The 23,355-nt window shown below is 49.0% G+C and carries 19 protein-coding genes; 1 reads left to right on the forward strand and 18 read right to left on the reverse strand.

Annotation, left to right across the window (positions count from 1 at the left end; translation table 11 throughout):
• The first annotated feature begins 6 nt into the window (after nucleotides 1-6).
• Complete coding sequence (locus LUCIF_RS11285; RefSeq protein ID WP_122627998.1) at nucleotides 7-1,566, forward strand: HD domain-containing phosphohydrolase; 1,560 nt, start codon at nucleotides 7-9, stop codon at nucleotides 1,564-1,566.
• Between the two features lie 316 nt (nucleotides 1,567-1,882).
• On the opposite strand, the gene LUCIF_RS11290 is transcribed toward LUCIF_RS11285, so the two are convergent.
• The 18 genes from LUCIF_RS11290 to LUCIF_RS11370 all read right to left on the reverse strand — a co-directional run bounded on the left by LUCIF_RS11290 (nucleotide 1,883) and on the right by LUCIF_RS11370 (nucleotide 23,349).
• Complete coding sequence (locus tag LUCIF_RS11290) at nucleotides 1,883-2,644, reverse strand: DUF4931 domain-containing protein (protein ID WP_122627999.1); 762 nt, start codon at nucleotides 2,642-2,644, stop codon at nucleotides 1,883-1,885.
• 373 nt (nucleotides 2,645-3,017) lie between these two features.
• Complete coding sequence (locus LUCIF_RS11295) at nucleotides 3,018-3,218, reverse strand: H-type small acid-soluble spore protein (protein WP_165865971.1); 201 nt, start codon at nucleotides 3,216-3,218, stop codon at nucleotides 3,018-3,020.
• A 334-nt stretch (nucleotides 3,219-3,552) separates the two neighbouring features.
• Complete coding sequence (locus tag LUCIF_RS11300) at nucleotides 3,553-4,029, reverse strand: GNAT family N-acetyltransferase (protein ID WP_122628001.1); 477 nt, start codon at nucleotides 4,027-4,029, stop codon at nucleotides 3,553-3,555.
• Nucleotides 4,022-5,107 carry an alanine/ornithine racemase family PLP-dependent enzyme gene (locus tag LUCIF_RS11305; protein WP_122628002.1) on the reverse strand — a complete coding sequence of 362 codons (1,086 nt, stop codon included), beginning with the start codon at nucleotides 5,105-5,107 and terminating at the stop codon, nucleotides 4,022-4,024. The genes LUCIF_RS11300 and LUCIF_RS11305 overlap by 8 nt, the downstream gene beginning before the upstream one ends.
• 155 nt (nucleotides 5,108-5,262) lie before the next feature.
• Nucleotides 5,263-6,069 carry a glutamate racemase gene (gene murI / locus LUCIF_RS11310; protein ID WP_207857512.1) on the reverse strand — a complete coding sequence of 269 codons (807 nt, stop codon included), beginning with the start codon at nucleotides 6,067-6,069 and terminating at the stop codon, nucleotides 5,263-5,265.
• 116 nt (nucleotides 6,070-6,185) lie between these two features.
• Nucleotides 6,186-7,337, reverse strand: a complete 1,152-nt coding sequence (gene sfsA / locus LUCIF_RS11315) for a DNA/RNA nuclease SfsA (protein ID WP_122628004.1) — start codon at nucleotides 7,335-7,337, stop codon at nucleotides 6,186-6,188.
• Between the two features lie 142 nt (nucleotides 7,338-7,479).
• On the reverse strand, nucleotides 7,480-8,766 hold the full coding sequence (locus LUCIF_RS11320) for a lactate racemase domain-containing protein (protein ID WP_207857514.1): 1,287 nt from the start codon (nucleotides 8,764-8,766) through the stop codon (nucleotides 7,480-7,482).
• 55 nt (nucleotides 8,767-8,821) lie between these two features.
• A complete protein-coding gene (locus tag LUCIF_RS11325; RefSeq protein ID WP_122628005.1) occupies nucleotides 8,822-10,642 on the reverse strand; it encodes a carbon starvation CstA family protein in 1,821 nt (606 codons plus the stop codon).
• A 282-nt stretch (nucleotides 10,643-10,924) separates the two neighbouring features.
• Nucleotides 10,925-12,925, reverse strand: a complete 2,001-nt coding sequence (locus LUCIF_RS11330; protein WP_122628006.1) for an FAD-dependent oxidoreductase — start codon at nucleotides 12,923-12,925, stop codon at nucleotides 10,925-10,927.
• Between the two features lie 80 nt (nucleotides 12,926-13,005).
• Nucleotides 13,006-13,203, reverse strand: a complete 198-nt coding sequence (locus tag LUCIF_RS26075; RefSeq protein ID WP_165865972.1) for a hypothetical protein — start codon at nucleotides 13,201-13,203, stop codon at nucleotides 13,006-13,008.
• A 39-nt stretch (nucleotides 13,204-13,242) separates the two neighbouring features.
• The gene (locus LUCIF_RS11335) at nucleotides 13,243-13,839 is read right to left on the reverse strand and encodes a TetR/AcrR family transcriptional regulator (protein ID WP_122628007.1); all 597 of its coding nucleotides are present in this window, start codon (nucleotides 13,837-13,839) and stop codon (nucleotides 13,243-13,245) included.
• Nucleotides 13,840-13,943: 104 nt separating this feature from the next.
• Complete coding sequence (locus tag LUCIF_RS11340; protein ID WP_122628008.1) at nucleotides 13,944-15,251, reverse strand: L-cysteine desulfidase family protein; 1,308 nt, start codon at nucleotides 15,249-15,251, stop codon at nucleotides 13,944-13,946.
• A 265-nt stretch (nucleotides 15,252-15,516) separates the two neighbouring features.
• Nucleotides 15,517-17,274: a sigma-54 interaction domain-containing protein gene (locus tag LUCIF_RS11345; protein ID WP_122628009.1), complete on the reverse strand. Its 1,758-nt coding sequence runs from the start codon at nucleotides 17,272-17,274 to the stop codon at nucleotides 15,517-15,519.
• 121 nt (nucleotides 17,275-17,395) lie between these two features.
• Nucleotides 17,396-17,728 (reverse strand): PTS lactose/cellobiose transporter subunit IIA, encoded by a 333-nt coding sequence (locus LUCIF_RS11350; RefSeq protein ID WP_122628010.1) that lies wholly within the window; start codon nucleotides 17,726-17,728, stop codon nucleotides 17,396-17,398.
• 31 nt (nucleotides 17,729-17,759) lie between these two features.
• Nucleotides 17,760-19,163: a PTS sugar transporter subunit IIC gene (locus tag LUCIF_RS11355; RefSeq protein WP_122628011.1), complete on the reverse strand. Its 1,404-nt coding sequence runs from the start codon at nucleotides 19,161-19,163 to the stop codon at nucleotides 17,760-17,762.
• Between the two features lie 17 nt (nucleotides 19,164-19,180).
• Nucleotides 19,181-19,495 carry a PTS sugar transporter subunit IIB gene (locus LUCIF_RS11360; RefSeq protein ID WP_122628012.1) on the reverse strand — a complete coding sequence of 105 codons (315 nt, stop codon included), beginning with the start codon at nucleotides 19,493-19,495 and terminating at the stop codon, nucleotides 19,181-19,183.
• 210 nt (nucleotides 19,496-19,705) lie between these two features.
• Nucleotides 19,706-22,432 (reverse strand): sigma-54-dependent transcriptional regulator, encoded by a 2,727-nt coding sequence (locus LUCIF_RS11365; protein WP_122628013.1) that lies wholly within the window; start codon nucleotides 22,430-22,432, stop codon nucleotides 19,706-19,708.
• Nucleotides 22,433-22,665: 233 nt separating this feature from the next.
• Entirely contained in the window at nucleotides 22,666-23,349 is a 684-nt protein-coding gene (locus LUCIF_RS11370) for a response regulator (protein WP_207857516.1), read from the reverse strand.
• Nucleotides 23,350-23,355: the final 6 nt, after the last annotated feature.

Here is a 23,355-nt window from a genome sequence, read left to right on the forward strand (position 1 = left end):
CTGCCAGTGCTTGACGAAGAATACCTGCTTTGGAAACCGGAATCTCCCGACGAGGAACTGTTTCAGTTCGCAGTGGAAAATTCCCCCCATACCACATGGAAAGTCATCATTGTCGACGATGAAAAAACAATTCACGCCGCCACCCGAAAAGCCTTAAGCGGCTTTTCTTTTGAAGGCAAGCACCTGCGGTTTGTCAGTGCCTATACCAGGGAAGAGGCTAAACAGGCAATTTTCCGTCACCCCGATGCTGCCGTCATTCTTTTGGACGTTATGCTCAATGGTGAAAAAGCCGGTTTGGATGTTGTATCTTATATCCGGGATGAACTCAAGAATTTCTTTGTCCGCATTATTTTACGGACAGGCCAGCCGCAGGAAGCACCGGAAGAGGTCGTCATCCGGGAATACGATATTAATGATTACCGGGAAAAAACGGAAATGACGGCCCGTAAATTGTATACCATACTGACGGCTTCTCTCAGGGCGTACAGGGACATCATGCTTATTGAGAATAACAAGCGGGCCCTTGAGCGCATTCTGGCCTCTTCTTCCTCCCTGCTGGAATCACAATCCATGCATAAACTGGCCGGCCGGGTGCTAAATGAACTGACGGACATTCTAAAATTGAACACAACCCGGAACCGCGGCACTCTTTCCGGCCTGATTGCCACAAAAGATACCAATGGCGACTTTTACGTAATGACTGCTACCGATAATTACGGGAATATTGTCGGACAATCAATTAACCAGGTATTCTCAGCCTGCTCGCTGGAAATGTTCCGCAAAGGCCATACGTCTTCTACTGAATACCATAAATTTTTTTGCAGCAAGCACGGTCACGAAACGTTTATTTATCTTGAAGGAGTCGGACTCATAGACGACTGGGAAACCAAGTTTATGGAGATCTTAATGCTTAATGTCCTCGCCGCCATCGATAATATCTATCTAAATAAAGAAATCGAAGAAACTCAGAAGGAAATTATTTTTACCCTTGGTGAGTTTTCCGAAGCCCGCTCGCGGGAAACCAGCTATCATGTCAAGCGGGTTGCCGAATATTCCCGTCTGCTGGCTCTCAAGTACGGACTGCCGGAAGAAGAAGCCGAAATTATCCGGATTGCCACGCCTATGCACGACGTTGGAAAACTGGGTATTACCGACAACATTCTGAACAAGCCCGGCCGCCTTACGGCCGATGAATTCGAAATTATTAAATCACATGGTATGCTCGGGTATGAAATCTTAAAAAATTCCAACCGGACCATTATGCAGGCCGGCGCAGTCATCGCACTGCAACATCATGAAAAATACAACGGGGAAGGCTATCCGCAGGGCCTTAAAGGGGAAGCGATTCATGTTTACGGCCGGATAACCGCCATTGCTGATGTTTTTGATGCCCTGGGCAGCGACAGGGTATATAAAAAAGCCTGGCCGTTAGATCAAATCCTGGCCTATTTTGAAAAAGAAAAAGGTCAGCATTTCGACCCGGTCCTGGTAGATATTTTTTTTGCCAATCTCCCCGAATTTCTGGAAATCCGGGACCGTTTCAACGATCCTGCCTCCCAGGTCTAAACAAGAAAGACCCAAAGGGTCTTTAATGGGAAAAGAACCACCGCCGGAAAGGCGGTGGTTCTTTTTATTTGTTAACAGATGGTCGAACTGCTGCTGAACGATTCTTCTTCACCGAAGCAGCAGAATAACAGTAGAATAATAATAATGATGATGATCCACCAACTTCCACGGCCGCCACCACAACCAAAACCCATGTTAATTCCTCCCTTTAAACAATTCATATTTTGTAAAGGCTACTTTATCCTATGCAGCGGGCCGTATTTTTGCTATTTCTCCGTCAGTAAAAATCCTTGACAGAGGACTGCGGAAAGTGGATTTATAAGTAAATTTTCTGTATTTCTTTTACAACCTGACGGGCCTGACAGGAAACCTGAGGGATACCGTACCCGATAAACAACGGCGAAGTAATAAACCGCGGCATAATTTTAACGGTAATTATGCCGTCGATCTGATAAAAAAACAGATTATAACTTTTACAATGTTTATTAAAGTAATGCAGTAAATAATGTGTTACAATCTGGATATAATCGGCCATGCGGTCGATATATTGCAAATTCTCCAACCGGACGTTAAACTCATAGAAACCGACTTGCGGCTCCCTGGTCAGGTTCAATTCCACGCCGGTATCGCAGTCAATAATTTCACCATGCAAGCTTTGCCGCGAAATATTAGGTGTATAATCAATGTTTTTTAATCCGACGATCTGCATGTGCGGATGCCGAATCGTACCACCGGAATAAGGGCCATGATTCTTATAAAACAGGACCGATGCAAACTGACCGCTCTGCATCATTTCCTGCCATTTTTCCACACCAAACCGGATAACCTTATGAAGATGCTCCCGGGAGTAGGTCGACAGTTCCGCATCACAATCATAGGTTTCAATTAGCACCGTCTGATAAGTATCCTGTAAGACAGGATACTTATTTACCAAAAATAGAATGGGGCCTTCCTCCGCCAGAATTCCTTCCAACTGGTCCCGATGGCAGAAAGGACATATATCACCGGAATTAATAACAGTAATCGGCTTAGTACCGCCGAGAATGGAATCAAATGATAAATGTTTTTTATCTACCACTGCTTTTATCTCCCATGCTGAAATCCTCACTATGTTACATTTTATGCTATGCGTTCCTTTACGACATATTCCACATACAGACAAATCATCCTGCCGGTGTTATGGGTAAAATATCACGTATCTAGTGGTCTGTAAACTCTAAAGCTACAGGATGAATTGCGAGAGGTTTTTCGTCCTGTGAGGCGGAGGAGGCGCGCATATCGGAAATATGTAAGCCGACGAAAACAAAGCAGGGCGGAAAACTTCTCGTAAGAACACTATAGAATTAGGGTTTACAGACCACTAGTATAAAAAAAGACCGGAATGCACGCGCCATGCCTCTCCAGTCCCTTTTATGCGATTCCCTTTGCAAATCAAACTAAAATACCCATAATTATTCTGTCAGATCAGGCATCGGCCCCGTTTCCACCAACCGGTCAATGTCAACGTGAATCGTATTATGCTTTTCCAAATAGGTAACATGTGCGGTATTACGCCCCTTGTCAATATCTTCAATCCAAACATAGTTGTTACGGTATTGAACTCCGATACTATCCGGTGATTTTAAAATTTCCTCCGCCCTGTCGGCATTCATTCTTCCTCCCTCCTTCCACATTATAGTATTCGTCTCCGGTACTAAAATCATGCAATAACCTCCGTCCGCAAAACGGCACCTCTCGTTTTGGTATTACATATTATGTAATACCAAGGACGGAAGGAGGCATATCATGAGCTATTACCGTTATAACGGCTACCCGACGCGCCGCTGGCGTCCTGGCTGGGGCTGGGGCGGGGGCTGGTGGGGCTGCTGCCCCTGGCATTCTTGGCATCACTGGCATCACTGGCATCACTGGGGCTGGCCCGGCTGGTGGTGGTAGTACCAAACAATAAAAAGCGTTATCCTTGGCTAAAAGGATAACGCTCTTTTTTTATTTTTTCTCCGGCCGCACCGGAAAAGCGGCAACCGGCAAATGCATAACCAGCCGGTTCTCGCCGCTGCCGTATTCATCCAGGCGAAGCTCAACAGCCTGGAAACCCAGCTTTTTTTCATAGACCGCAATCGCGGCCGCATTATCCGGATCCACCGTTAATTCCACTTGTTCAATGTGATCCTGCGCCAACGCCAGGATGCTCTCCCGGAGCAGTTTGGTGCCCAGCCCCCTGCCCCGGACTTCCCGGGAAATCGATACCCCGACCATATAGGCCCGCTGCGGAAAATCCCAATCCAGCATATATTGAACGGCGCCGACCACCTCATGATTCTCGCGGATTACATAAACGCGGCCGTGCCGGATCAGCGGCACCAGATGCCACTCATTCATACCACCGGCTCCAAAGGCTTCTGTTTCCAGCTGCACCAGCCGCTGAATCAGTCTGGGTTCGATCGTGCGCACTAATTCAATCATGGCCGCCTCCTATATATATCTTCCCCACATACCTGGAATTGCATACGGAAAGCAGACCGGCATAAGTCAGGAAGAATTCCATTTCATCACCAACCCTGACCTTCTGCCGGGCTTCCGTAATATCCACAATCAAATGGTCACTGCTGGCACCCATGATTGTTATATTTTCATCAACCGGTGTAATCCCCTCAATATAAATATCTTGTTTGCCCAAGGCCAGTATCGCCCGCTTCCGTATGCCCCGGTCAACGAACTGGGGAATATTGCCGAAAGCATCTCTCCCCACACGGCCGATAGGTACGGAAGGCTTGGACTTGACCTCAATAACCTCCCCCAGCAGCCGGAACGCATCCTGATGGAGCCAGGGAATTTTCCGGCTATTGGTCGTATCCGTACCCAGAAGGATTCCTTCACCGATCCGCAACTGATTCACCCCGGCTGGAATCAGTTGTTTTTCCACCAGTAATAAACTGGACGTTCCACCGCCGGAAACAACCTCAAGCTGAATGCCGTAACATCGTTCCACCGCCTCGACCAGCTTGACCAATGTACCTAAATTATTCGAGCTGGGTAATACACCGCCGAAACAGCCCATGTTAGTCCCCAGGCCAACCAGCCGGACCCCTTTCAGTTTGACAATATCTTTGACCGCGCACAAGACATTTTCCGTCAGGATTCCTTCCCGCAAATCTCCTACGTCCACCATCAATAAAACCTTGTGCACCCTGTTTCTTTTGAGCGCAGCCTCGGATAACGCTTTAATTACGGTAATCTCGGAATTCACGCTGATATCGGTATCCTGGACAACGCTATCCACGTTGCTCAACCGGGGAATCCGTAATAAAGTAATGGGTAAATTAAAGGCGCCTTTATGCAATTCCAGGATATTCTCCATGCGGGAATCGGCCAAACCGTCCACACCGCCGGCCACCAAGGCCGCAACGATTTCGGGAATGGCACTGAAACCCTTGGTGACTCCCAGCACTTCAATACCCTGTTGATGACATTTTTCCACCACCCGGGCGGCGTTTTGCTGTAATTTATCCAGGTCAACCTCCAGAGCCGGACTGACTTCCATATAAAACCTCCTCACATGATTCTCCCAATTAAATCAGCTATTTATCGGCTGAACATATCATATGATAGCCTGCCTTTATCCCGGCAGGCGGGCCGCAAGCAAAGAGAATATGTTTCCATTAATAAGCTATTCTCGTTGCTTTCCATAAATTCCTTTTATTTCCACTCAGTCCTCTCAATCTCATCCATCTTCGCCAATAAAGTCTGAAACTGAGCCAGCTTTTCTTTTTCGTCCACCCGAATACCGGAAGTATAATAAGTAATAGCCCCGGAGCCCCCTCCCAGCCGGTCCTGATTTTCCAGGTTCCGTTTCAAATTCATAACCGTCCCCTGAGCCCCGTCAATAATTGCCGTTTGAGCCGGAAAGATCTTTCGCATCGTATCCTTAAACAAAGGAAAATGCGTACAGCCAAGCACCACCGTTCCATACCGGTTCAGGTCATAAGGAGCCAGAGCCTTTTCCAAATACGGCCGCACTGTCTGCTCATCAAATTGAAATTTTTCGGCAAACTCGACAAGACCGGGCAGGGCCAAACCGTCCACAATATGCTCGTCATCCAGCCGCGCCACCAGATTTTGAAACTTTTCTTCCCGCAGAGTCAGCCTGGTAGCCAACACCAGAACCCGTTTCCCATTTCCCTGACATTGCTGAATGGCCGGTTTCACTGCGGGCTCAATCCCCATAATCGGAAACGGATACCGCTCCCGTAAATCCCTGACTGCCGCGCTGGTTGCCGCATTGCAGGCAATTACTAAAGCCTTGACTTGCTGTTGGGCAATAAATTCAACGGCCTCAAAAATATATTTTCTGACTTCCGCCAGCGGCTTTTCGCCATAGGGCACATGAAATGTGTCGGCATAATAAATGTAATCTTCCCCGGGCAGCAGCTTAAGCGCCTTATGAAGTACGGTAATTCCGCCGACACCCGAGTCAAAAAAACCGATTCCCATTGTATCTTTCATTTCCTTTCCACTGTAACTTACTATATAGAATACCAATTCCGGCCAAATTTCAACCCTGCCGGATGGTATTAATTAATACTTATGGCAATGGCCGCCATTTTCCTGCTTTCCATTCTCTATATCTTGTCCCTTAAATCATCCAGCCGGTCCATGCGAAAGTATTGCAGCAGTTCGATAAAAGCCGGCGAGTGAACCGGATCCTCCCGCATGCCGAATAAATGAGTGTTACAATCACAATCGGAAGCGCCAAAGCCCGGTATCCGCCAATCGGCGATTTTGCTTACCGCCGCGGCAATTTCATGTTCCAGCGGCGCGGTAGTCCGGATCGGTATCGCCGCATGGGGTTCGCAGATTTGCCGCAAGTAATCAATGTGCCAGTGGAATTTTTTCCGTTTGCGGCGGTGGCGTTCCAACCGGGCGGTTAAATTTTGTTTGGCTGACCCCACATAAAGATAATAGCCCCGGGGAAAATGCATAATCCCTTTCGTGCCGACAGGCAGGGAGCTGTCCACCGGCAGCCGCAAAACAAAAATATAACAGCCGCCGTCTTGTGCTTCCCGGCCAATAATCTCCCAGGGAACCGGCAAAACCCGGTTCTCCTTTCCCAGAATCAGCCCGGGCAGCCATTCCACCGCCACAGGCACAACCTCAATTTTCCGGCGTAGTTCGTATAAAGTCCGGCTGAACGCCAAATCCGTATGATAATCAGGCAAGAAATACTGTGCGTGACGCCATTGAACCAGAAATAACACACCCGTCCGGTAGCCGGCCTTGGTCAGTTCCGCCAGTTCCCGCAAGTGCTTTCGCCCCCGTTCCGTAGGTGCATCCGGAAACATGGCCAGGGTCCGGCCAAACAACGTGCAGGATTTAATCTCCACAATAAACCGTTCCTCACCCCGGCCCAGCAGTAAGTCGAACCGGCTGTCGCCGAAAGTAACCTCCCGTTTCATTACATCCCAGCCGCTAAATGCCGGAATCCGGTTTTGCCGGATCAATTGCGCGGCAACAAGGTTGCTAAGCTGGGTATCCAGCAGAATTGGCGTTCCGTTCCGTTCGACCCCGACTACCTTATATTGGGTCTTTTTTTCCGCCCCCGCACTGGGGGTTAAATACAAAAGCCGTCCCGGGAACAAGAGTTCCCACATCCGCCCCGGATTGGGCAGATGTGCCTGAATCCGTTTGCCCTGAAGATCGCATTCAACAACGAAACGATTGCAGCGCCGCACAAAACCGGCAGACACAATGCCGCTGTAATACACGTCCGCCATATCTGTTTATTTCCTTTCCAATTCAAATAATTATTCTTATTATACTCCAGGAACTCCAGGAAGCCAAATACTCCCAAGAAAAATGTAAAAATACCGCCTGCACTTTCGCAGACGGTATTTTTATTTTGCCGGGAAAAACATATTAATCCAGTTTGGGCAGTGTATTGGCACCGTGCGGCATAACGTGAATCCGGGCGTCGCCTTTTATTTTTCCGTACGCGATCGTCAGCGCTTCTTCCAGGGTGCGGACGGCTACCATATTAGCCTTTTTCAGCAAAGCCGGATCTAAAGTGGTAACGTAAATCAGAGTGTATTTGGCTGCGGTTTCACACATGTAGTAGCCGACAAATTTGGAAATGCTGTAATTGGCTCTCAATTCCTGTTCCCGTGCCAGAAGCGTATCGTAATGGAGGATAATATCCTGTACATCCGAAGTACCGCCGATTCCTTCCCGGCATTCGGCCAGAATAATGATAACCCCACCGGGCTTAGCCGCTTCCCTGGCATTGATTACTGTTTTTATAGACTGATAAAGATTAATATCTTTAGGAAATCCGCCGGCTGAAGCCACCACCAGATCTGCTTTTTCCCGGATGACAACCCCGTCAATTTCATCTACAAGCTCCCGGCCGGCGGCATGAGCGGCGACCAGATTACCGGCCACAGCCCCCGCAATATTGCCGTCCGGTCCCATGATTACATTAAACATAAAACTGGGTTTGGCAAAACTGGCGGCCTCCATCATATCCAAGTGAATCGGATTATTCCGTACATAGCCTGACCGGATGCGGGGATCCGTGCCGGCTCCTATTTCCGGGCTCAAAGACCAGGCATGATTTTTCATTACGGTTTCATAGCCGGCGATTCCAGGCAACACATATTTAGGTCCGCCACCCCATCCGGCCAGGAAATGGTAGACAATCCCCCCCGTCAGTACCAGGTGGTCACAGACCATGGCCTTTTTATTCAGCCATACAGGCGTACCCCAGGTTGTCATCCCCATGTAAACCAGGTTCGCCTCATCCTGGCTTTCATGGTCAATAACCTGGAAGCGCCCGGCCAGTTCCGGTCCCAACAGCATGGCGTGCTCCTCCCGGGTCTGCGTACGATGCGTACCCGTGGCACTGATAATGGTAATATCCGTGTCTTTAATTCCCCCGTCATTCAGTTCCTTTATTACATGCGGCAAATAGGCGGCTACCTTCTGCCAGGCCCGCGTGGAATCCGGTATAACTACGCAAACCGTCTCCCCCGGATGAACCAGTTCCCGCAGTCTGGCGCTGGCCAGCGGCCGGGCCAGTGCTGCCTGAATCATTTCCTCTTCCGTCTTATCAACCGTATAAGGGTTACTTTCGATCACCTGGGCTACCTGGGCGGGTTCCAATGTAGCATTAAAAGAACGGTCACCCCACTTTAAATTTATGTTCATTATCTCATCTCCCTTTAACATTTCCCGGCACCTTTTTCTTAATCAAGTCGAATCTTTATTTTGCGGAACCAGCCTCTCTGGCGGCCGGTACGGACAAACCCGCCGGTTTTTCCCGTTTCAGCAGCTTAATCCAGCTGCGGCATGCATCAATTAAAATCGCAGCAACTAAAGTAAGCAGCACAACCGAAAGAATTCCGTTAATCAGGCCCAGCAAATCATGCCGTTTAAAAAACAAATTTATATTCAGATAGCCGGCGGCAAATACAGTCACTGCCAAAAAAGCCGCAGGAACAGCAGTAACTGCCGCATAGATTTTTTTCGGTGCCACCTTTAAAACAACCGTAGTCCCGATTGCCAGAGCGACCACTGCCAATAACTGGTTGGCAACCCCAAATAGCGGCCAAATGGAAGCCACATCACCGCTATAAAGCAGATAGCCCCAGGAAAAACAAATTGCCGCACTGGTCAGGATGACGCCCGGCCACCAGTGAGCCTGCTTGAAAGGAGTATAGACATAAGTCCCCAACACATCTTGCAAAATGTAACGTCCAACCCGGCTGAACGCATCAATGGTTGTCAAAATAAACAGGGCCTCGAACATAATAGCGAATTGGTACCAATAACTCATTAAGTGCTTCATGCCTCCAATGCTGGAAAAAATGTGCGCCATTCCCACGGCCAGAGACACGGCCCCACCCGGCCTGTGAGCCACATCAATCCCAACCAGGGCCGATAATTGCTTGATTTCCACTGCCGGCATATTCAATTTGCTGAATACGGCCGCAGGCGTGTTAATCGCGAAATAATCACCGGGTGTCAACACCACTGCAGCAATCAGCGCCATGACGGCAACAACCGCTTCTACCAGCATTCCGCCAAAAGCAATGGGACGGGCTTGTGTCTCCAGTTCCAGCATTTTAGGAGTGGTACCGGAACAAATCAGCGCATGGGCGCCGGAAACAGCGCCACAGGCAATCGTAATAAATACATAAGGCCAGACCGGACCGGGAATGACCGGACCGCCGCCGTAAATGAATGATGTGGTAAAAGGCATTGTAACATCGGGATGAACGATAAAAATGCCGAGCGCGAGCGCCAGAATCGTGCCAATCTTCATGTAGGTGCTCAGATAATCCCGTGGTGCAAGCAATAACCAAACCGGCAGCACGGAGGCAATAAATCCATATACCGGCAAAGCAATGGCAAGCTGATGTTTCGTTAGGGTAAACAAACCGGCCAAAGGGGAACCGGCAATGTAGCTGCCCGAAAAAACTGCCAATAACACAAGCAGAAAGCCGGCCAGCGAGCCGGAACGGATAGCACCGGGAAACAGCCGGAACATATATATCCCGATCACTAAGGCAATAGGAATGGTCATAGATAAGGTATAGGTTCCCCATGGATTGTTTAAAAGTGCATTGGCCACGACAATGCCCAGTCCGGCCAGGGCGACAACAACAATAAACAGTACGGCCAACGAAGTCGTTACCCCCGCAACCGGACCGATTTCCCGTTTGGCAATCACTACCAGTGATTCGCCCCGGTGGCGGACGGAAGCAAACAAAATAACCAGATCATGCACTGCCCCGGCAAAAACCGACCCTAGTAAAATCCACATAAAGGCGGGACCCCAGCCGTATTGAGCAGCTAAAATAGGACCGACCAGCGGACCGGGTCCGGCAATCGCAGCGAAATGGTGCCCAAACACAATCCATTTGTTGGTAGGTACAAAATCCCGGCCGTCTTCATAGTAAATGGCCGGTGTCGTATTGGCATCATTGAGCATCAGCACCTTGGCCGTGATAAAAGCCGAATAATAACGATACGCTAAAAGAAAAAAACACACTGCAATGATAATGAGCGACACTGAATTCATATTTCTACCCCTTACCGTATAAGTTTAAGCATCAAAGCGTGTTTTTATCATAAACAATTTCCTGAAGCGTGACAACTTTTAAAAACAATAGTATTTATGCAATAAACATCAAATACGGATAAAATGTTAACTTTACAACAAATTTCCTTGCACTTTGTATACAATATTGGCAAAAAAGACCGCTCGGAACGCAGAGAAACCATCCGGAAATCATTTCGGGGCGGCCACGATCTCAAAAAAAAAAACCGCTAGTGCGGTTTTTTCGGTAATTCGAAATGTTATTTAAAAGGTCCGGCTTAATTCAAAAGCATCCCAGATCGCATACATAATATTGGCCACCTGTCTGGCATCGCCCAGCAGGTATACATTGTCAACGCTGTCTTTAATCTGTTCATACAAGGTATTGTTGGAATGATAGCCAATGGAAAGAATCACGGAATCCGCCGGTATTTCTGTTTCTACACCGTCTTTAGCCACAATAATGCCTTTAGTGGTTGTCCGGACAACTTTTGTCGACGTCCGCACCTCAATCCCGTTGAACGGCATAAGGTCTTCCAGCATACTACTGTTGGCGTGACAAAGCGGTGCGCCGTTATTCAAAATCCGGGGCAAAGCTTCTACAATTACAACTTTCTTCCCTTGCCGCGCCAGCATCAAAGCCGTCTCGCAGCCTACCAGCCCGCCGCCGACCACAACGGCTCTGGCTCCCGGGTCCCGTTTGCCGAGCAGCACATCCTCCGCCGCACAGATAAGCTCCTGATTACCCAGGTTCATTATCTTGGGGACGGATCCCGTTGCCACGATCACGGCGTCGGCCTGAAAACTCATCGCCATGCCGGCAGTTATTTCCGTATTATAACGGATATCGACGGCCAACGCTTCCAGTTCCTGTTTGTACCACGCCACTAAGGCATGATCATCTTCCTTAAAGTCGGGAGCGCCGCCGGGAATCAGATTACCGCCAAGTTCCCGGCTCTTTTCAAACAGGGTTACCTTATGGCCTCTTTCCGCCAGGACCCGGGCCGCCTCACAACCGGCTATCCCGCCGCCAATCACCACCATGTTCTTTTTAACAGTTGCCGGAATAATTGCCATTTCATTTTCCCGGCAGCACGCCGGATTTACAGCGCAGCCCAACGCACAATATTCCTGCAGCCGCCCCATGCAGCCTTCCTGGCAGGAAAGACAGGGACGAATTTTGGCCGTTTGGTTGGCGGCTATTTTATTTACAAGGAAGGGGTCCGCCAGCAGGGGCCTGCCCAGACTGACCATGTCTGTCTTGCCCGCCGCCACAGCGGTGCTGGCCAACTCGGGATTATCCATCCGGCCGGCGGTAATAACCGGTACTTTCACATTCTGTTTGCATATCTCCGCATAGGGCAAATAGAGCCCTTTCTCCTGATACATGGGTGGATGGCTCCAATACCAGGCATCATAGGAGCCGACGTCTATATCAAAAGCATCATAACCGGCTGCTTCCAAAATTTTAATGGCTTCCACTCCTTCTGCCAGGTCACGGCCCTTTTCCTCAAAAACCTCGCCCGGCAAGCCCCCGGCCCGCAGGTCCTTAATGAAGCTCTTCGGTGAGTAGCGAAGAATTACCGGATAGTCGGCGCCGCAGGTTCTTTTGATCTCCTCCAGAATTTCAACGGCGAACCGCAGCCGGTTTTTGAGGCTGCCGCCATATTCATCGGTACGGTGATTAAACAGGGCAATCGCAAACTGGTCAATCAAATACCCTTCATGCACGGCATGAATTTCGATGCCGTCAAACCCGGCTCTTTTCGCGATAGCGGCTGATTCTCCGAATTTCTGAACAATATATTTGATTTCCTCTACGGTCAGTTCACGGCAAATCACATGATCCAGCCAGCGGTGCGGTATAGCCGACGGCGCTACCGGCGGCGCATCACCAATGTTGGTGGGAATGGTCACCCGGCCGAAACCGCCGGAAAGCTGGAGAAAAATTTTAGCGTTATAAGCATGTACCCGTTCCGTTAACTCTTTGGAAGTTCTGGTAAAGTGAATCGGATTATGGGTAGGACAGCCCACGGACGGCATCGGATGGAATTCCACCTTATTCTCCACAAACGTGACTCCGGTGATGATCAGTCCGGTCCCGCCCTTGGCCCGCTCCGTGTAATACTGGATACCCCGCTGATTCCAGCCGCCCTCGGCATCGCATAACCCGCCCGGTCCCATAGGAGCCATGGCAAACCGGTTCTTTATTTGACAATTGGCAATTTTTACAGACTCAAATAAATTAGCATATTTTCTCCCCACGGTCTTTTCCTCCCCTTTGCTTTTAATTATTTAATTTCACCGAATGAATTCACCGAACAAGTTCAGTTTATCACTTGAAATCAGCCAATGTCAATATGAGAAAAACCGCTGACGCGGTCTTTCAGCTCATGGCGCAGGGCTCGGGGCGCGGGGAAACCATCTTGGAAATCATTTCGGGTGAATAATCCAGGCAGAAGGATCGTCTTGTCATAAGCGGAGGTTAAGTGGCAACGGCGCAGCGTTGATAAGGCGATTCTTCTGCCGTTAACGGCTGCCATTACTTATTACGAAAAAAGCCCCTTAATCCGCTTGCCGGATCAAAGAGCTTTTTTCGCCAGATAGGAGCAAATACACTGGATAAACCGTTCCGAATAAGACTTTAAATCATACCGGCCTTCCTTTAAACACCAATCAAACACAATTCCCCGCAGGATGACAAAGATAAAATCGACAGCTTCCCCGGGCGGCATCTCCGCCGACAATTCCTGTTTGGCCTGCCCTTCCTGGATCAAATCCCGGAGAATTGTCTGCATAGCCCGCCCTTGGGCTACAAACAGTTTATTCTCCGAAGTGTAGAGGTGTTTTACCATGTCAAAACCGTTCGTGGTCACAAACTCAATATAAGCATTTAAATATTCCCTGATTTTCCCCAACGAATCGGCTGATTTAAGGTTCGTTTTAATTTGTTGGTCGAAATAATTGTCACCCTTGTTATATATCTCGAATAAGATATCATTTTTGGACTGAAAGTAATGATAATAGGTTCCCACGGACACACCGGCGGCCTGACAAATGTCGCTGACCGAAATATTGGCAAATCCTTTTTTGCGTATGAGTTTCATAGCCGTATTGTATATTTTATTGCGCGTTGCCGCCGCCTGCAGTTTGCGGCTCGTCATCTGTTTCGTTTTCATGTGCAGCCCTTTCCACCAAGACACTTGTAAAGTGATTATAGCACAATCCAAATTAAAATAGAAATAAGCAACAATACCAAAACGATCTGACTCGCAACAGCCGGTTATCCGGGTTTCTTATTCAGTATAATATCCAGAATAATATGGTCTGCCGCCAGTGTCCCCTGATTACCCAAACGGCAGAAATTATCAAGGGACGACTCGGCGTCGGTTTCAATAATTCCGTCCGTCGCCTGGATGGAACGATTTTCCACAGCCATAATGGCCGATTGCACGGCGGCACTGGTGCAAGTGGCCACTTTCATAGCACACCCCGCTTTGGCGCCGTCGCATAGCATACCCGTTACATTTCCCAGCATGTTTTGCACAGCATATTTAATATGAGTCAAACCGCCGCCCAGCAAATAAACAATGCCGCAGCTGGCGCCCATGCCGGCGATGGCCGCGCCGCATAAAGCGGACAGCCGGCCGAACTTTAATTTAATATAAATCGTTACCAAATGACTCAGCGTTACAGCCCGTACGATTTCCCCCTCGTCAGCCTTTACTCTTTCGCCAACGGCCATTACCGGCAGCGTAGCACACAACCCCTGATTACCGCTGCCGGAGTTACTCATGACCGGCAGTGGACAACCAGCCATCCGGGCATCGGAACCGGCGGCAGTCATTGTCATCGCCCAGGTGGAGAGATCATCCTGCAGTAACCCTCTGTTCACACTGTCCCGAATGGTTTTTCCCACCTGCAGCCCATAATCATTCTGCAGCCCTTCCCAAGCCATCTGCCGGTTTATGGCCATACTTTCTTTGACAAGTCCCAATTGATTCAGGTCAACTTTCCTAATAAACTGCCACGCTGTCGCCAGATTTAAAAACGAACAATCGCCGCCGGCCGCTTCGCTGCAATCATTTCTACTGAGCACTTGCCCGTCCGCTTCCACCAAAACCACTTGAGTATGCTGATCCTCGATCACAACCCTGGCATAATGATTTGACGAACGGACCACCGCTTCAATGTATAATTTCTTGGTGCTAACCGCTGCAGAGACGGTAACCCTGCCGCTCGCCACCATATCCTTCGCCTGCTTCAAATGGCTTGCGGCCATTTTTGACAGGACTTCCAGCTTTTGCTCCGGCTCGCCGGCAATTACCCCCAGTGCAGCCGCCAAATCCATACCGCTCTGCCCCGTGCCGGGGATTCTAACCGCCATGGCATTTTTGATGACATTGCCGCTGGCAAAGATCTCAACCTTGCTTACGGCCCCGGCCCGGACGTATTGTTTCGCCAAAGCCGCCGCGTAGGCAATGGCCGCCGGTTCCGTGCAGCCAAGCGCCACCAGTAGCTCTTTATCCAAAAGTTTCAGGAATTTCTCTTCTTCCAGTGCCAAAGGCACTATAAAATCAGTCCGGCTCATACCTTTCTCCTCTTCTTAATAATAAAAATACGCCAAAAACTCTCTTCGTGAGACTCCTGATCATGTTATGCAATTTTAATACCAACTCAAAAAACCAGCTATTTAGAGAGATTTCCCGGCATGTAAGCGGCACTATTTCTCAATTTGCGAAACAACAAAAGCGCTAACTTTATCCAATGCACCAGCTAAAACAGTTTCGCAAAAAGAGAAACGGCTTCTCATATTGAGAAGCCGTAAAATACCAGCCCTTTGCAACCCTTCACAATCAATCCCGGGCATATTCTTTTAGCTTTCGATACAGCGTCGCCTTGCTAATTCCCAGTGCGGCCGCCGCCTTTTCCTTTCCTTCCAGAGCCGGGCCGAACTTCGCCATTGCCGCCAGAATCAGCTGCCGTTCGGCAGCCGCTATGGACATCATGTCTCCCGGAGCTGCTTCCCCGCTGCGCTGAATTCTGTCCATAACGTGCGGCAGGGAAATCCTGCTGCCCGTTTCAATACTCACCAGATACTCGATTATATTTTCTAATTCCCGCACATTACCCGGCCACTCGTACTGCAGCAGCAGATTGTATGCGCCCGTATCCATGCCGGCCAGTCTTTTGGCATAGGCTGTCTGGTATTTTTCCAAGAAGTGGCTGATCAATACCGGCAAATCCTCCCGCCGCTGGCGCAGCGGCGGAACAACCACAGGAAACACGTTAATCCGGTAGTAAAGATCCTGCCGGAATTGCCCCGCTTTTATCATCGCTTCGATATCTTTGTGGGTAGCCGAAATAATACGCACATCCACCGGTACAGGCTGGGTCCCGCCAATCCGTTCAATCTGCTTTTCCTGCAGTACCCGGAGGAGCTTGGCCTGCAGCGGCAAGGGCATATCGCCGATTTCGTCAAGAAAGAGCGTACCGCCATCGGCCAGTTCAAATTTTCCCGGTTTACCGCCACGGCGGGCTCCGGTAAATGCACCTTCCTCATAACCAAATAACTCCGTTTCCAATAAGGTGTCCGGGATTGCCGCGCAATTGATCGCGATGAACGGTTTATACCGCCGTTCACTGCTGCAATGGAGCACCCGGGCCAGCAATTCCTTCCCGGTTCCGCTCTCGCCCCGGATCAGCACGGCAGTATTGGTACGCGCCGCCATACTGACCGCTTGTTTTACGTTTTCCATCGCCGTACTGCCGCCCAAGATCTCGTCCGCACGGCAGTCAATTTCCCAGCCATACCGGGATACTATTTTTTTGACCGTCTCCATTTCCTGCAGCGTGGCCACAATTCCTTTTACTTCCGCCGCATCCGACCAGGTATTGAACTTCATGATACAATGCAGACGGCGTCCCTGCAGCCAGCAGGGAATCTCACCGGTGCCGCTTTTTCGGCTGCGCTCAAGCAAATCCTCGATTGTCAGACCGGCAAATACCCGGACAATGTTCGTGCCAATCAACTTGTCCGCCGCTACCCCAATCATTTTGGCCGCCGCCGTATTCGTATCGATAATCCGGCCGGCCGTATCCATAGCAATAATGCCTTCCTGAACGGTATTCAAGAGGGTTTCCAGTTGATTCTTCATCCCTTTTAGTTCCGCCATACGCTCCTGTTCAACGACTTTGCTGGCCAGAAGATCCGCCATCCGGCCGAGGAAATCCAATAAATCATGCCGCCGCGCTAGCAGCGCCTGTTTTTGCTCCGGTGTAAACGCCACCAGGGCAATTACACCAATGGTCGCCTCGCCGCTTTGAATCGGGCAGCATACCTGCGCCAGTTCCGTACAATACTGGCGGGATTCGCAGCGAAGGCACACGCTGTTTTCACCCGGATCGTCGATGATTACACCCGCTCCGGTCTGCAAGACCTGAACAAACAGGGATGCCTTAATCGGCGCGTTACCCATATTTCCGGCATAACAGCCGGTACCGGCCACCCGGTATAAAGCATCATCGGTGATTGTCACTTCTACCCCTAAAACGCTGGCAATTGCCGCCGCGACCTGCTGAACGTCCTTTTTAATCTGATACAGCTTAGACATAGTATCCTCCCGCTTTCCGCCTCACCTACTACGTCTAATTTGACCTTCTTCACAGGACTCCTGCAATTATGCAACGAACCCCGCCGCCTGAATCAGGCAGCGAGGCTGTCGCCGGACCGTATTAACGATTTAGCTGAGACTTAATTTCCCTGATTTCTTTTTGCATGTCGATCATATTGGCCATGATATCTTTCGCCAGAATGCCGGTCATCAAATGATCCTGGGCATGCACCATCAGTAACTTTACGATTATGGAATCCCCGCCGGCTTCCTGCTGGATCAAACCGGTCTGAACCCGGTGAGCCGCGTGTAAATTTTCTTTGGCGGAATCCATCAGCTTTTGGGCTTCTTCATAGTGCCCGTTTCTGCAAGCTTGAAACGCCTCGAAGATATCGCTCCTGGCCGCTCCCGAGTGCGTTATCAGTTGAAATACAATTTCTTCCTCCCGTTCCATATATACCAACCTCCCTAACGGACCAAAATAGTTAAGCCTGAATAACCTTGCCGGTATTGACCGTCTCGTGATGTTCCTGCCTCAGACACTGCTTTTCGTACAGTTTGAAAAACGGATAGTACAGCACAAAATCCAAAGCAATAAAGATCAGAACCAAGGCCCCCGCTTTCCAGTCCAGTGTGGCCAGAAAGGCGCCGACGGGGGCCGGCGTAGTCCATGGCGCAATAATAAATGCCGGTGATATAATTCCAAACTTGGTAAGATAGAACGCAATCACCCCGTTGATCCCTTCAATAAATATGAACGGTATGGCCAGAATCGGATTAAACACCATCGGCAAGCCAAAGGTTATTGGCTCGTTAATATTGAACAACCCCGGCAGCAAAGCAATCTGCCCCGTCGACTTTAACTGCCTTGACTTGCTTACCAGCAGCATGATAATCACCGCCAAGGTGGCGCCGGAACCGCCGAGACAAATAAAGAAGCTCCAGAGGGGTGTTGTGAAAATATGTTCCATAGGCTGGCCGGCAACTTTAGCCGCCGCGTTGGCCAAAGTATTGGCATCCCAGAAAGGCTGCGCCACCCCGCCGACAATCGCAGCCCCATGGAGTCCCATAAACCACAGCAATTGAGCCAAAACAGTGAGAAAAAACACTCCCGGCGCACTGTCAACCGCGCTGACGACCGGTGATATGGCTTTCATAATCGCTTCCGGCACCAGCATCGCAAACTGGCTTTGGAAAAATAAGCTCACCATGTAGAATATAAAAACATTGGCAATCATCGGAAACAGCGATTCAAACGTCGCCGCCACTGCCGGCGGCACTCCGTCAGGCATCTTAATGGTAATGCCCTTTGCTTTCATAAACCGGGCAACTTCCACGGCCAGCAGACCAACAATAATGGCCGTAAAAATCCCTTTGGCATCCAAAAAATTCGCCGGAATGACACCCTGCCCCAATTTAGCGATCCCTTTGGCGTCCATGCCGTCCTGTATCCGGGAAAGCAAGACGGCGCTTTGCGACGGCGCCGCAACCAGCAAAAAAGAGGTTGCCGCCAAAATAGAACCGGAAAGCGGGTTCATTTTATAGGAAACGGACAAACTGTATCCTACGGCCATGGCAATAAATAAAGCCATAATTCCCATTGTCATGGCAAAGGGGGTTAAAATCGCCGCCATATGGGCCGAAGCCCAGGCGTACCAGTCCAGTAAGAAGCGGGTAAAAAAATTAGTGCCCGTAACCCGCTGCGGATCAATGGGCGGGAAGGCCAGGATTAAACAAATTCCGCCGACAATGGATAACGGAATGGAAGCAATCACTCCGTTGCGCATTGCCAAAATATGCTTTTGATTAGCAACAAAATCAGCTACGGGCCCCAGTTTTTCCTCCAACAGCCGGCTGAACTTATCAAAAAACGATGCCTGATTGCTCATAAACTAGCCCCCTCCTTTTATTTGCTTTTTTGCTGGTAAAGTTGCCGGGCAAACTCCATAATTTTATCCCCCCGCAGCGTGCCATAGTCAACCATATTGATTACATCCAGAGGTATGCCCTTGGGCTGGGTAATTTTCTCAAATTCCTTTTTCTTAAACCGCAGCTGTGGTCCCAGTAAAACGATGTCGTAGTTATCGACTGCCGCCTCAAACTCCTCAGCCGGAATGGCGACCAGAACGCTGTCCGCTTCCTCAGGCTTTAGCGCTTTTTTCATTTTTTCCACAACTAAACTCGTTGACATGCCGGCGGCGCAGACTAATAAAATATTCATGCTGTTGCCTCCTCCTTTAGTACTATTGCCTTTTAAAATACGCAAATGCCATGCCAAAACTAACGCATAAGAAAAAATGGTTAGTGACAGGCATGGCATCTTGACCCGGACCGGCGTCTTTATACTCTTTTTATACACAAGTTCATTTTCGCCGTCTTTACCGGCTTTATTTTATACTCATCGCCGGGAGCACCCGGCTAACTATACACATCATATACTCATAATAATCCGGAAAATATACCAGATCTCGTCTTCCGCAAAATCAATTTCGTAAAAATCCTCGATTTTTTTTATGGACTTTTTTATACAGAAAAATTCGTACGTATACTTTTGCTTTAATTCCGCTTTACTGAAACAAGGCGGACATAACCCATGCTGTCTGGTTCTGTTAATAGCACACGCTAAATGCATAATCAATCCGACAACCGCTTCCGGCTTAAAGGTAATTTGCAGATTTTCCTGAATTGCCTTGATAAAATCGCCGAACAACTGCCGGTATACTTCAATATCAATCTCTTTCAGCTCGCTTTTCATCGCGGCAAATACCTGACCGTAAACGTCCTCCAACTCCGCTTTTTCCACCGCTCCCTGCAACTGCTGCAAATTTTCATCCTCGAACAGGGCCGAAACCGGTATAAAGGGTATGTCATAAATGTCAGGATTAAAGGTTCCTACTAAGGCAATAATCTTTTTTTCCTTGGATAGTTTATTAATTTTAGCTAAAAATTGTTTTTTATTATTAACGGACATCGGCACTACCTGGATGTTTTTATCCGTCAGATTTAATTTATCCTCGAGCCGCGTTTTGATTTTCATGGCGCTTCCCTCCCCGGTTGTACAGAGGGAGATAATAATATGGTCCTTCTCGGGAACCAGGGTGCGCGTTATACTGGCAGCGTAGTTGGCAAACAGGGATTGGTTATTTTTTATGTCCTCACAAATCTCATAAACGGTGGAGCCGGTAAAGGCTTTGCGGGCACACTCAATGACAATCAGAGTGGAAACCATATCCAGCACCTGAATGTCAATGCCGGTTTCTTCGCTGATCAGTTCACCAAACAGATTCAGCGCCCCCATGTCGACAAGCAGCAAGGCTCCGGCCCCCTGGTGATTTTTCACAAGGATATCCTTGATTTCTTCATAGGCAACTTTGGGATTTTTGTCCAGGGGCATATCATAGGCGAATAAATTATCGCTCCCCGCTAATTTTAGCGCTACTTCGACCATGGATGAGGCTGTGCTTTTGCCATGGGTAGCCACAACAATAATCGGCTTGCGTTGAAGAATCTCTGCGGCGGTTTCGTCCACCGCCAGAAACATGGCAATAAACCCCGCCTCATCGGCCGGCACCCGAATATCGTATTTATATTCGATCATTTCGGCGAAATGCAGGGCCACCGCATATTCCTCAGGCTGCTTTTCAATAATGTCTTTAATGTTGTGATTGATAATCTTCTTGCCTTGTTTGATGCGTTCAATGCTTGACTGGATATGAAGGCACAAACCGTAAAATACTTTGGCCGGAAATAATTTTCTCAGCTTTTCGCCGGCGAATTTCAGCAGGTTCTCCACGATCAGGATAATGTCGTTATCCACTACTTTCGAAAGTTCGTCCTTATTAACCCCTTGTTCAAAATTATGAATGAATTTTTTAAAATAGTTTTCGATATCAAAGGACATGATAAACCGAATGTCCTGTTCGTCGATCCCCTGTTCCTGCAACTCCTGAATCCGTTTTTCAATATTCTCGTAAAAGTTTTGGGGGAGGGAATCATCATCCGGCTCAACTACTTCTTCCGCCCGGTTCGGCTTAAAGCAAAGCTTGGCATCCCCCTTTAACAGGCGGTCTACCAGTTCGGCGCGGTTTTTATACAAAAGCAGTCCCTGCCGGACATGGTTGGCAAAGTCGGTATTATGGACTTCAATACTCTTTTTTCCCCGGGATACGCACTTTAAAAAAGCATTGGCGCAGCCAAGCTGAATATCACTTTTCAATTGCCCCACATTGCCGCTGCAATGATACAGAACCAGGCAGCGCAAGGTATTGGTGGATACAATAATTTCCTTTCCGACCCGTCGCGATTCAATTTTGAAGAATTCGCATACCAGTTCGAAACGTTCTTCCATGGTCCGGTCCTTCAGGGCCGGCAGGGATATATTCATGGGAATCCGGCGGGTAAAGGTTATTAACAGGGAACTGTCTATTTCCTCCGTAGTCGCACAGATTATTAAAACTTCACTTTTCTTTTTGTTATCCACGTCGCCTAACGGACTGTATATCCCCTTGTCAATCAGGTAAAACAGCATTTCCTGCCCTTCCGGCGGCAGTCTGTGCACTTCATCCAGAAACAGAACCCCTCCGTCCGCCCTTTCAACAATACCGGGACGGTCCTTATCGGCCCCGGTAAAAGTTCCCTTTTTGCAGCCGAATAAATGGGCCAGCAGCAATTGCGGATTATTCGCATAGTCGGCGCAATTAAAGGAAACAAAGGGTGCAGAGGGCGAGTAAACTCCATTTTCCACGGCAAAATTGTACATCATCTCAGCAAACATGGTTTTGCCGACCCCGGTGGGGCCCAGAATCAGGGTATGGAGGCCGTGGGGCGGATACAAAATAGCCGCTTTGGCCCGCTGAATACACTTTTGCAAACTATGGGAACCGCCAATCAGCATGTCGAAATTGTTTCGCTCGTGGTATTGCGGCTGTTTGCCGCTGTTTAAATCCACGGCGTATAATACCGGTTTTCCTTTGATTTTTATTACCTTTCCGGCATCATAAAGCTGGTTCAGCACCGCACTGACATTGGTCCGCTGCAGCCCCATACCGCCGGCTATATCGCCGGCGCAGCAGCCGGTAACGTCGTCGCGGCCTTGGGCCTTTTGTTCGGTGCATACTTTTTTTAAATACTCCAGGATCGCCGCTTCGCTTTTTTTCATCTTCGCAATCATCCTACTCCGATCTTTCGGCTCATGGCACAGGGCTCAGGGCGCGGAAAAACCCGTCTTGGGCGGCCACCCCGGCAAAAGGATCGTCAGACCCACAGGTCTTCCGGCTCCAAGATAAAACGGCCAACAAATTGTCAGCCGCTTAGCAATCATTGCACATCCTGGAAGATACAGGATATTCTTTTTTATTATAATATATAGAAGTTCATTAAGTAAAGAAACTCTTATTTGTGCATCATCCGGTAACCAATGCCGGATTCCGTGGTAATATAGCGCGGCTGGGCCGGATTTTCTTCAATCTTGCGCCGCAATTGGCCAATATACACCCGGATATATTGGTTATCGTCACTCTCCACGCCCCAAACCAGTTTTAGCAGCTGCCGGTGAGTAAGAACCTTTCCCGCATTCTGGGCAAGCACTTTCAACAGGTCATATTCCGTCGGTGTAAGCTTGACCTCCTTGCCACTCAGAGTCACTTCCCGTTTGGTTAAATCAATGATCAAATCCCCGCATTCCAGACGGGAATCATCGCTGCCGGGACTGGCGTGACGCAGGGAAACCCGGATTCTAGCCATTAATTCGCTTATGCCGAAAGGTTTGGTAAGATAATCGTCGGCGCCGGCGTCCAAGGCCTCCACTTTTTCCTGCTCCTGGTCCCGGGCCGACAAAATTAGAATCGGAACCCGCGACCACTCCCGGATACGGCGCACAACTTCTTTGCCATCCATATCCGGCAATCCTAGATCGAGAAGTACGATATCCGGCTTATAAGCGGCGGCGGCAAGAAGCCCGTCCTGCCCGTTGACCGCTTCACTGAGCTTATAACCCTGACCTTCCAGCGAAACTTTTAACAAACGGCGTAATTGCAGTTCATCATCAATTACCAGTACTTTTAATTGTTGGTCCAAAGCCAG

Origin of the sequence: Allolucifera butyrica (assembly GCF_900476375.1) — a bacterium.
GTDB classification, from domain to species: Bacteria; Bacillota; Negativicutes; order Sporomusales; family UPPP01; genus Lucifera; species Lucifera butyrica.

Bases quoted from the DNA above. Each gene is read 5' to 3' on its own strand.
- LUCIF_RS11295 (WP_165865971.1), bottom strand. From the start codon at position 3,218: ATGAATGCCGACAGGGCGGAGGAAATTTTAAAATCACCGGATAGTATC.
- LUCIF_RS11300 (WP_122628001.1), bottom strand. From the start codon at position 4,029: ATGATTGAATTAGTGCGCACGATCGAACCCAGACTGATTCAGCGGCTG.
- LUCIF_RS11305 (WP_122628002.1), bottom strand. From the start codon at position 5,107: ATGGAAGTCAGTCCGGCTCTGGAGGTTGACCTGGATAAATTACAGCAA.
- murI (WP_207857512.1), bottom strand. From the start codon at position 6,069: ATGAAAGATACAATGGGAATCGGTTTTTTTGACTCGGGTGTCGGCGGA.
- sfsA (WP_122628004.1), bottom strand. From the start codon at position 7,337: ATGGCGGACGTGTATTACAGCGGCATTGTGTCTGCCGGTTTTGTGCGG.
- LUCIF_RS11320 (WP_207857514.1), bottom strand. From the start codon at position 8,766: ATGAACATAAATTTAAAGTGGGGTGACCGTTCTTTTAATGCTACATTG.
- LUCIF_RS11325 (WP_122628005.1), bottom strand. From the start codon at position 10,642: ATGAATTCAGTGTCGCTCATTATCATTGCAGTGTGTTTTTTTCTTTTA.
- LUCIF_RS26075 (WP_165865972.1), bottom strand. From the start codon at position 13,203: ATGGCAGCCGTTAACGGCAGAAGAATCGCCTTATCAACGCTGCGCCGT.
- LUCIF_RS11335 (WP_122628007.1), bottom strand. From the start codon at position 13,839: ATGAAAACGAAACAGATGACGAGCCGCAAACTGCAGGCGGCGGCAACG.
- LUCIF_RS11340 (WP_122628008.1), bottom strand. From the start codon at position 15,251: ATGAGCCGGACTGATTTTATAGTGCCTTTGGCACTGGAAGAAGAGAAA.
- LUCIF_RS11345 (WP_122628009.1), bottom strand. From the start codon at position 17,274: ATGTCTAAGCTGTATCAGATTAAAAAGGACGTTCAGCAGGTCGCGGCG.
- LUCIF_RS11350 (WP_122628010.1), bottom strand. From the start codon at position 17,728: ATGGAACGGGAGGAAGAAATTGTATTTCAACTGATAACGCACTCGGGA.
- LUCIF_RS11355 (WP_122628011.1), bottom strand. From the start codon at position 19,163: ATGAGCAATCAGGCATCGTTTTTTGATAAGTTCAGCCGGCTGTTGGAG.
- LUCIF_RS11360 (WP_122628012.1), bottom strand. From the start codon at position 19,495: ATGAATATTTTATTAGTCTGCGCCGCCGGCATGTCAACGAGTTTAGTT.
- LUCIF_RS11365 (WP_122628013.1), bottom strand. From the start codon at position 22,432: ATGAAAAAAAGCGAAGCGGCGATCCTGGAGTATTTAAAAAAAGTATGC.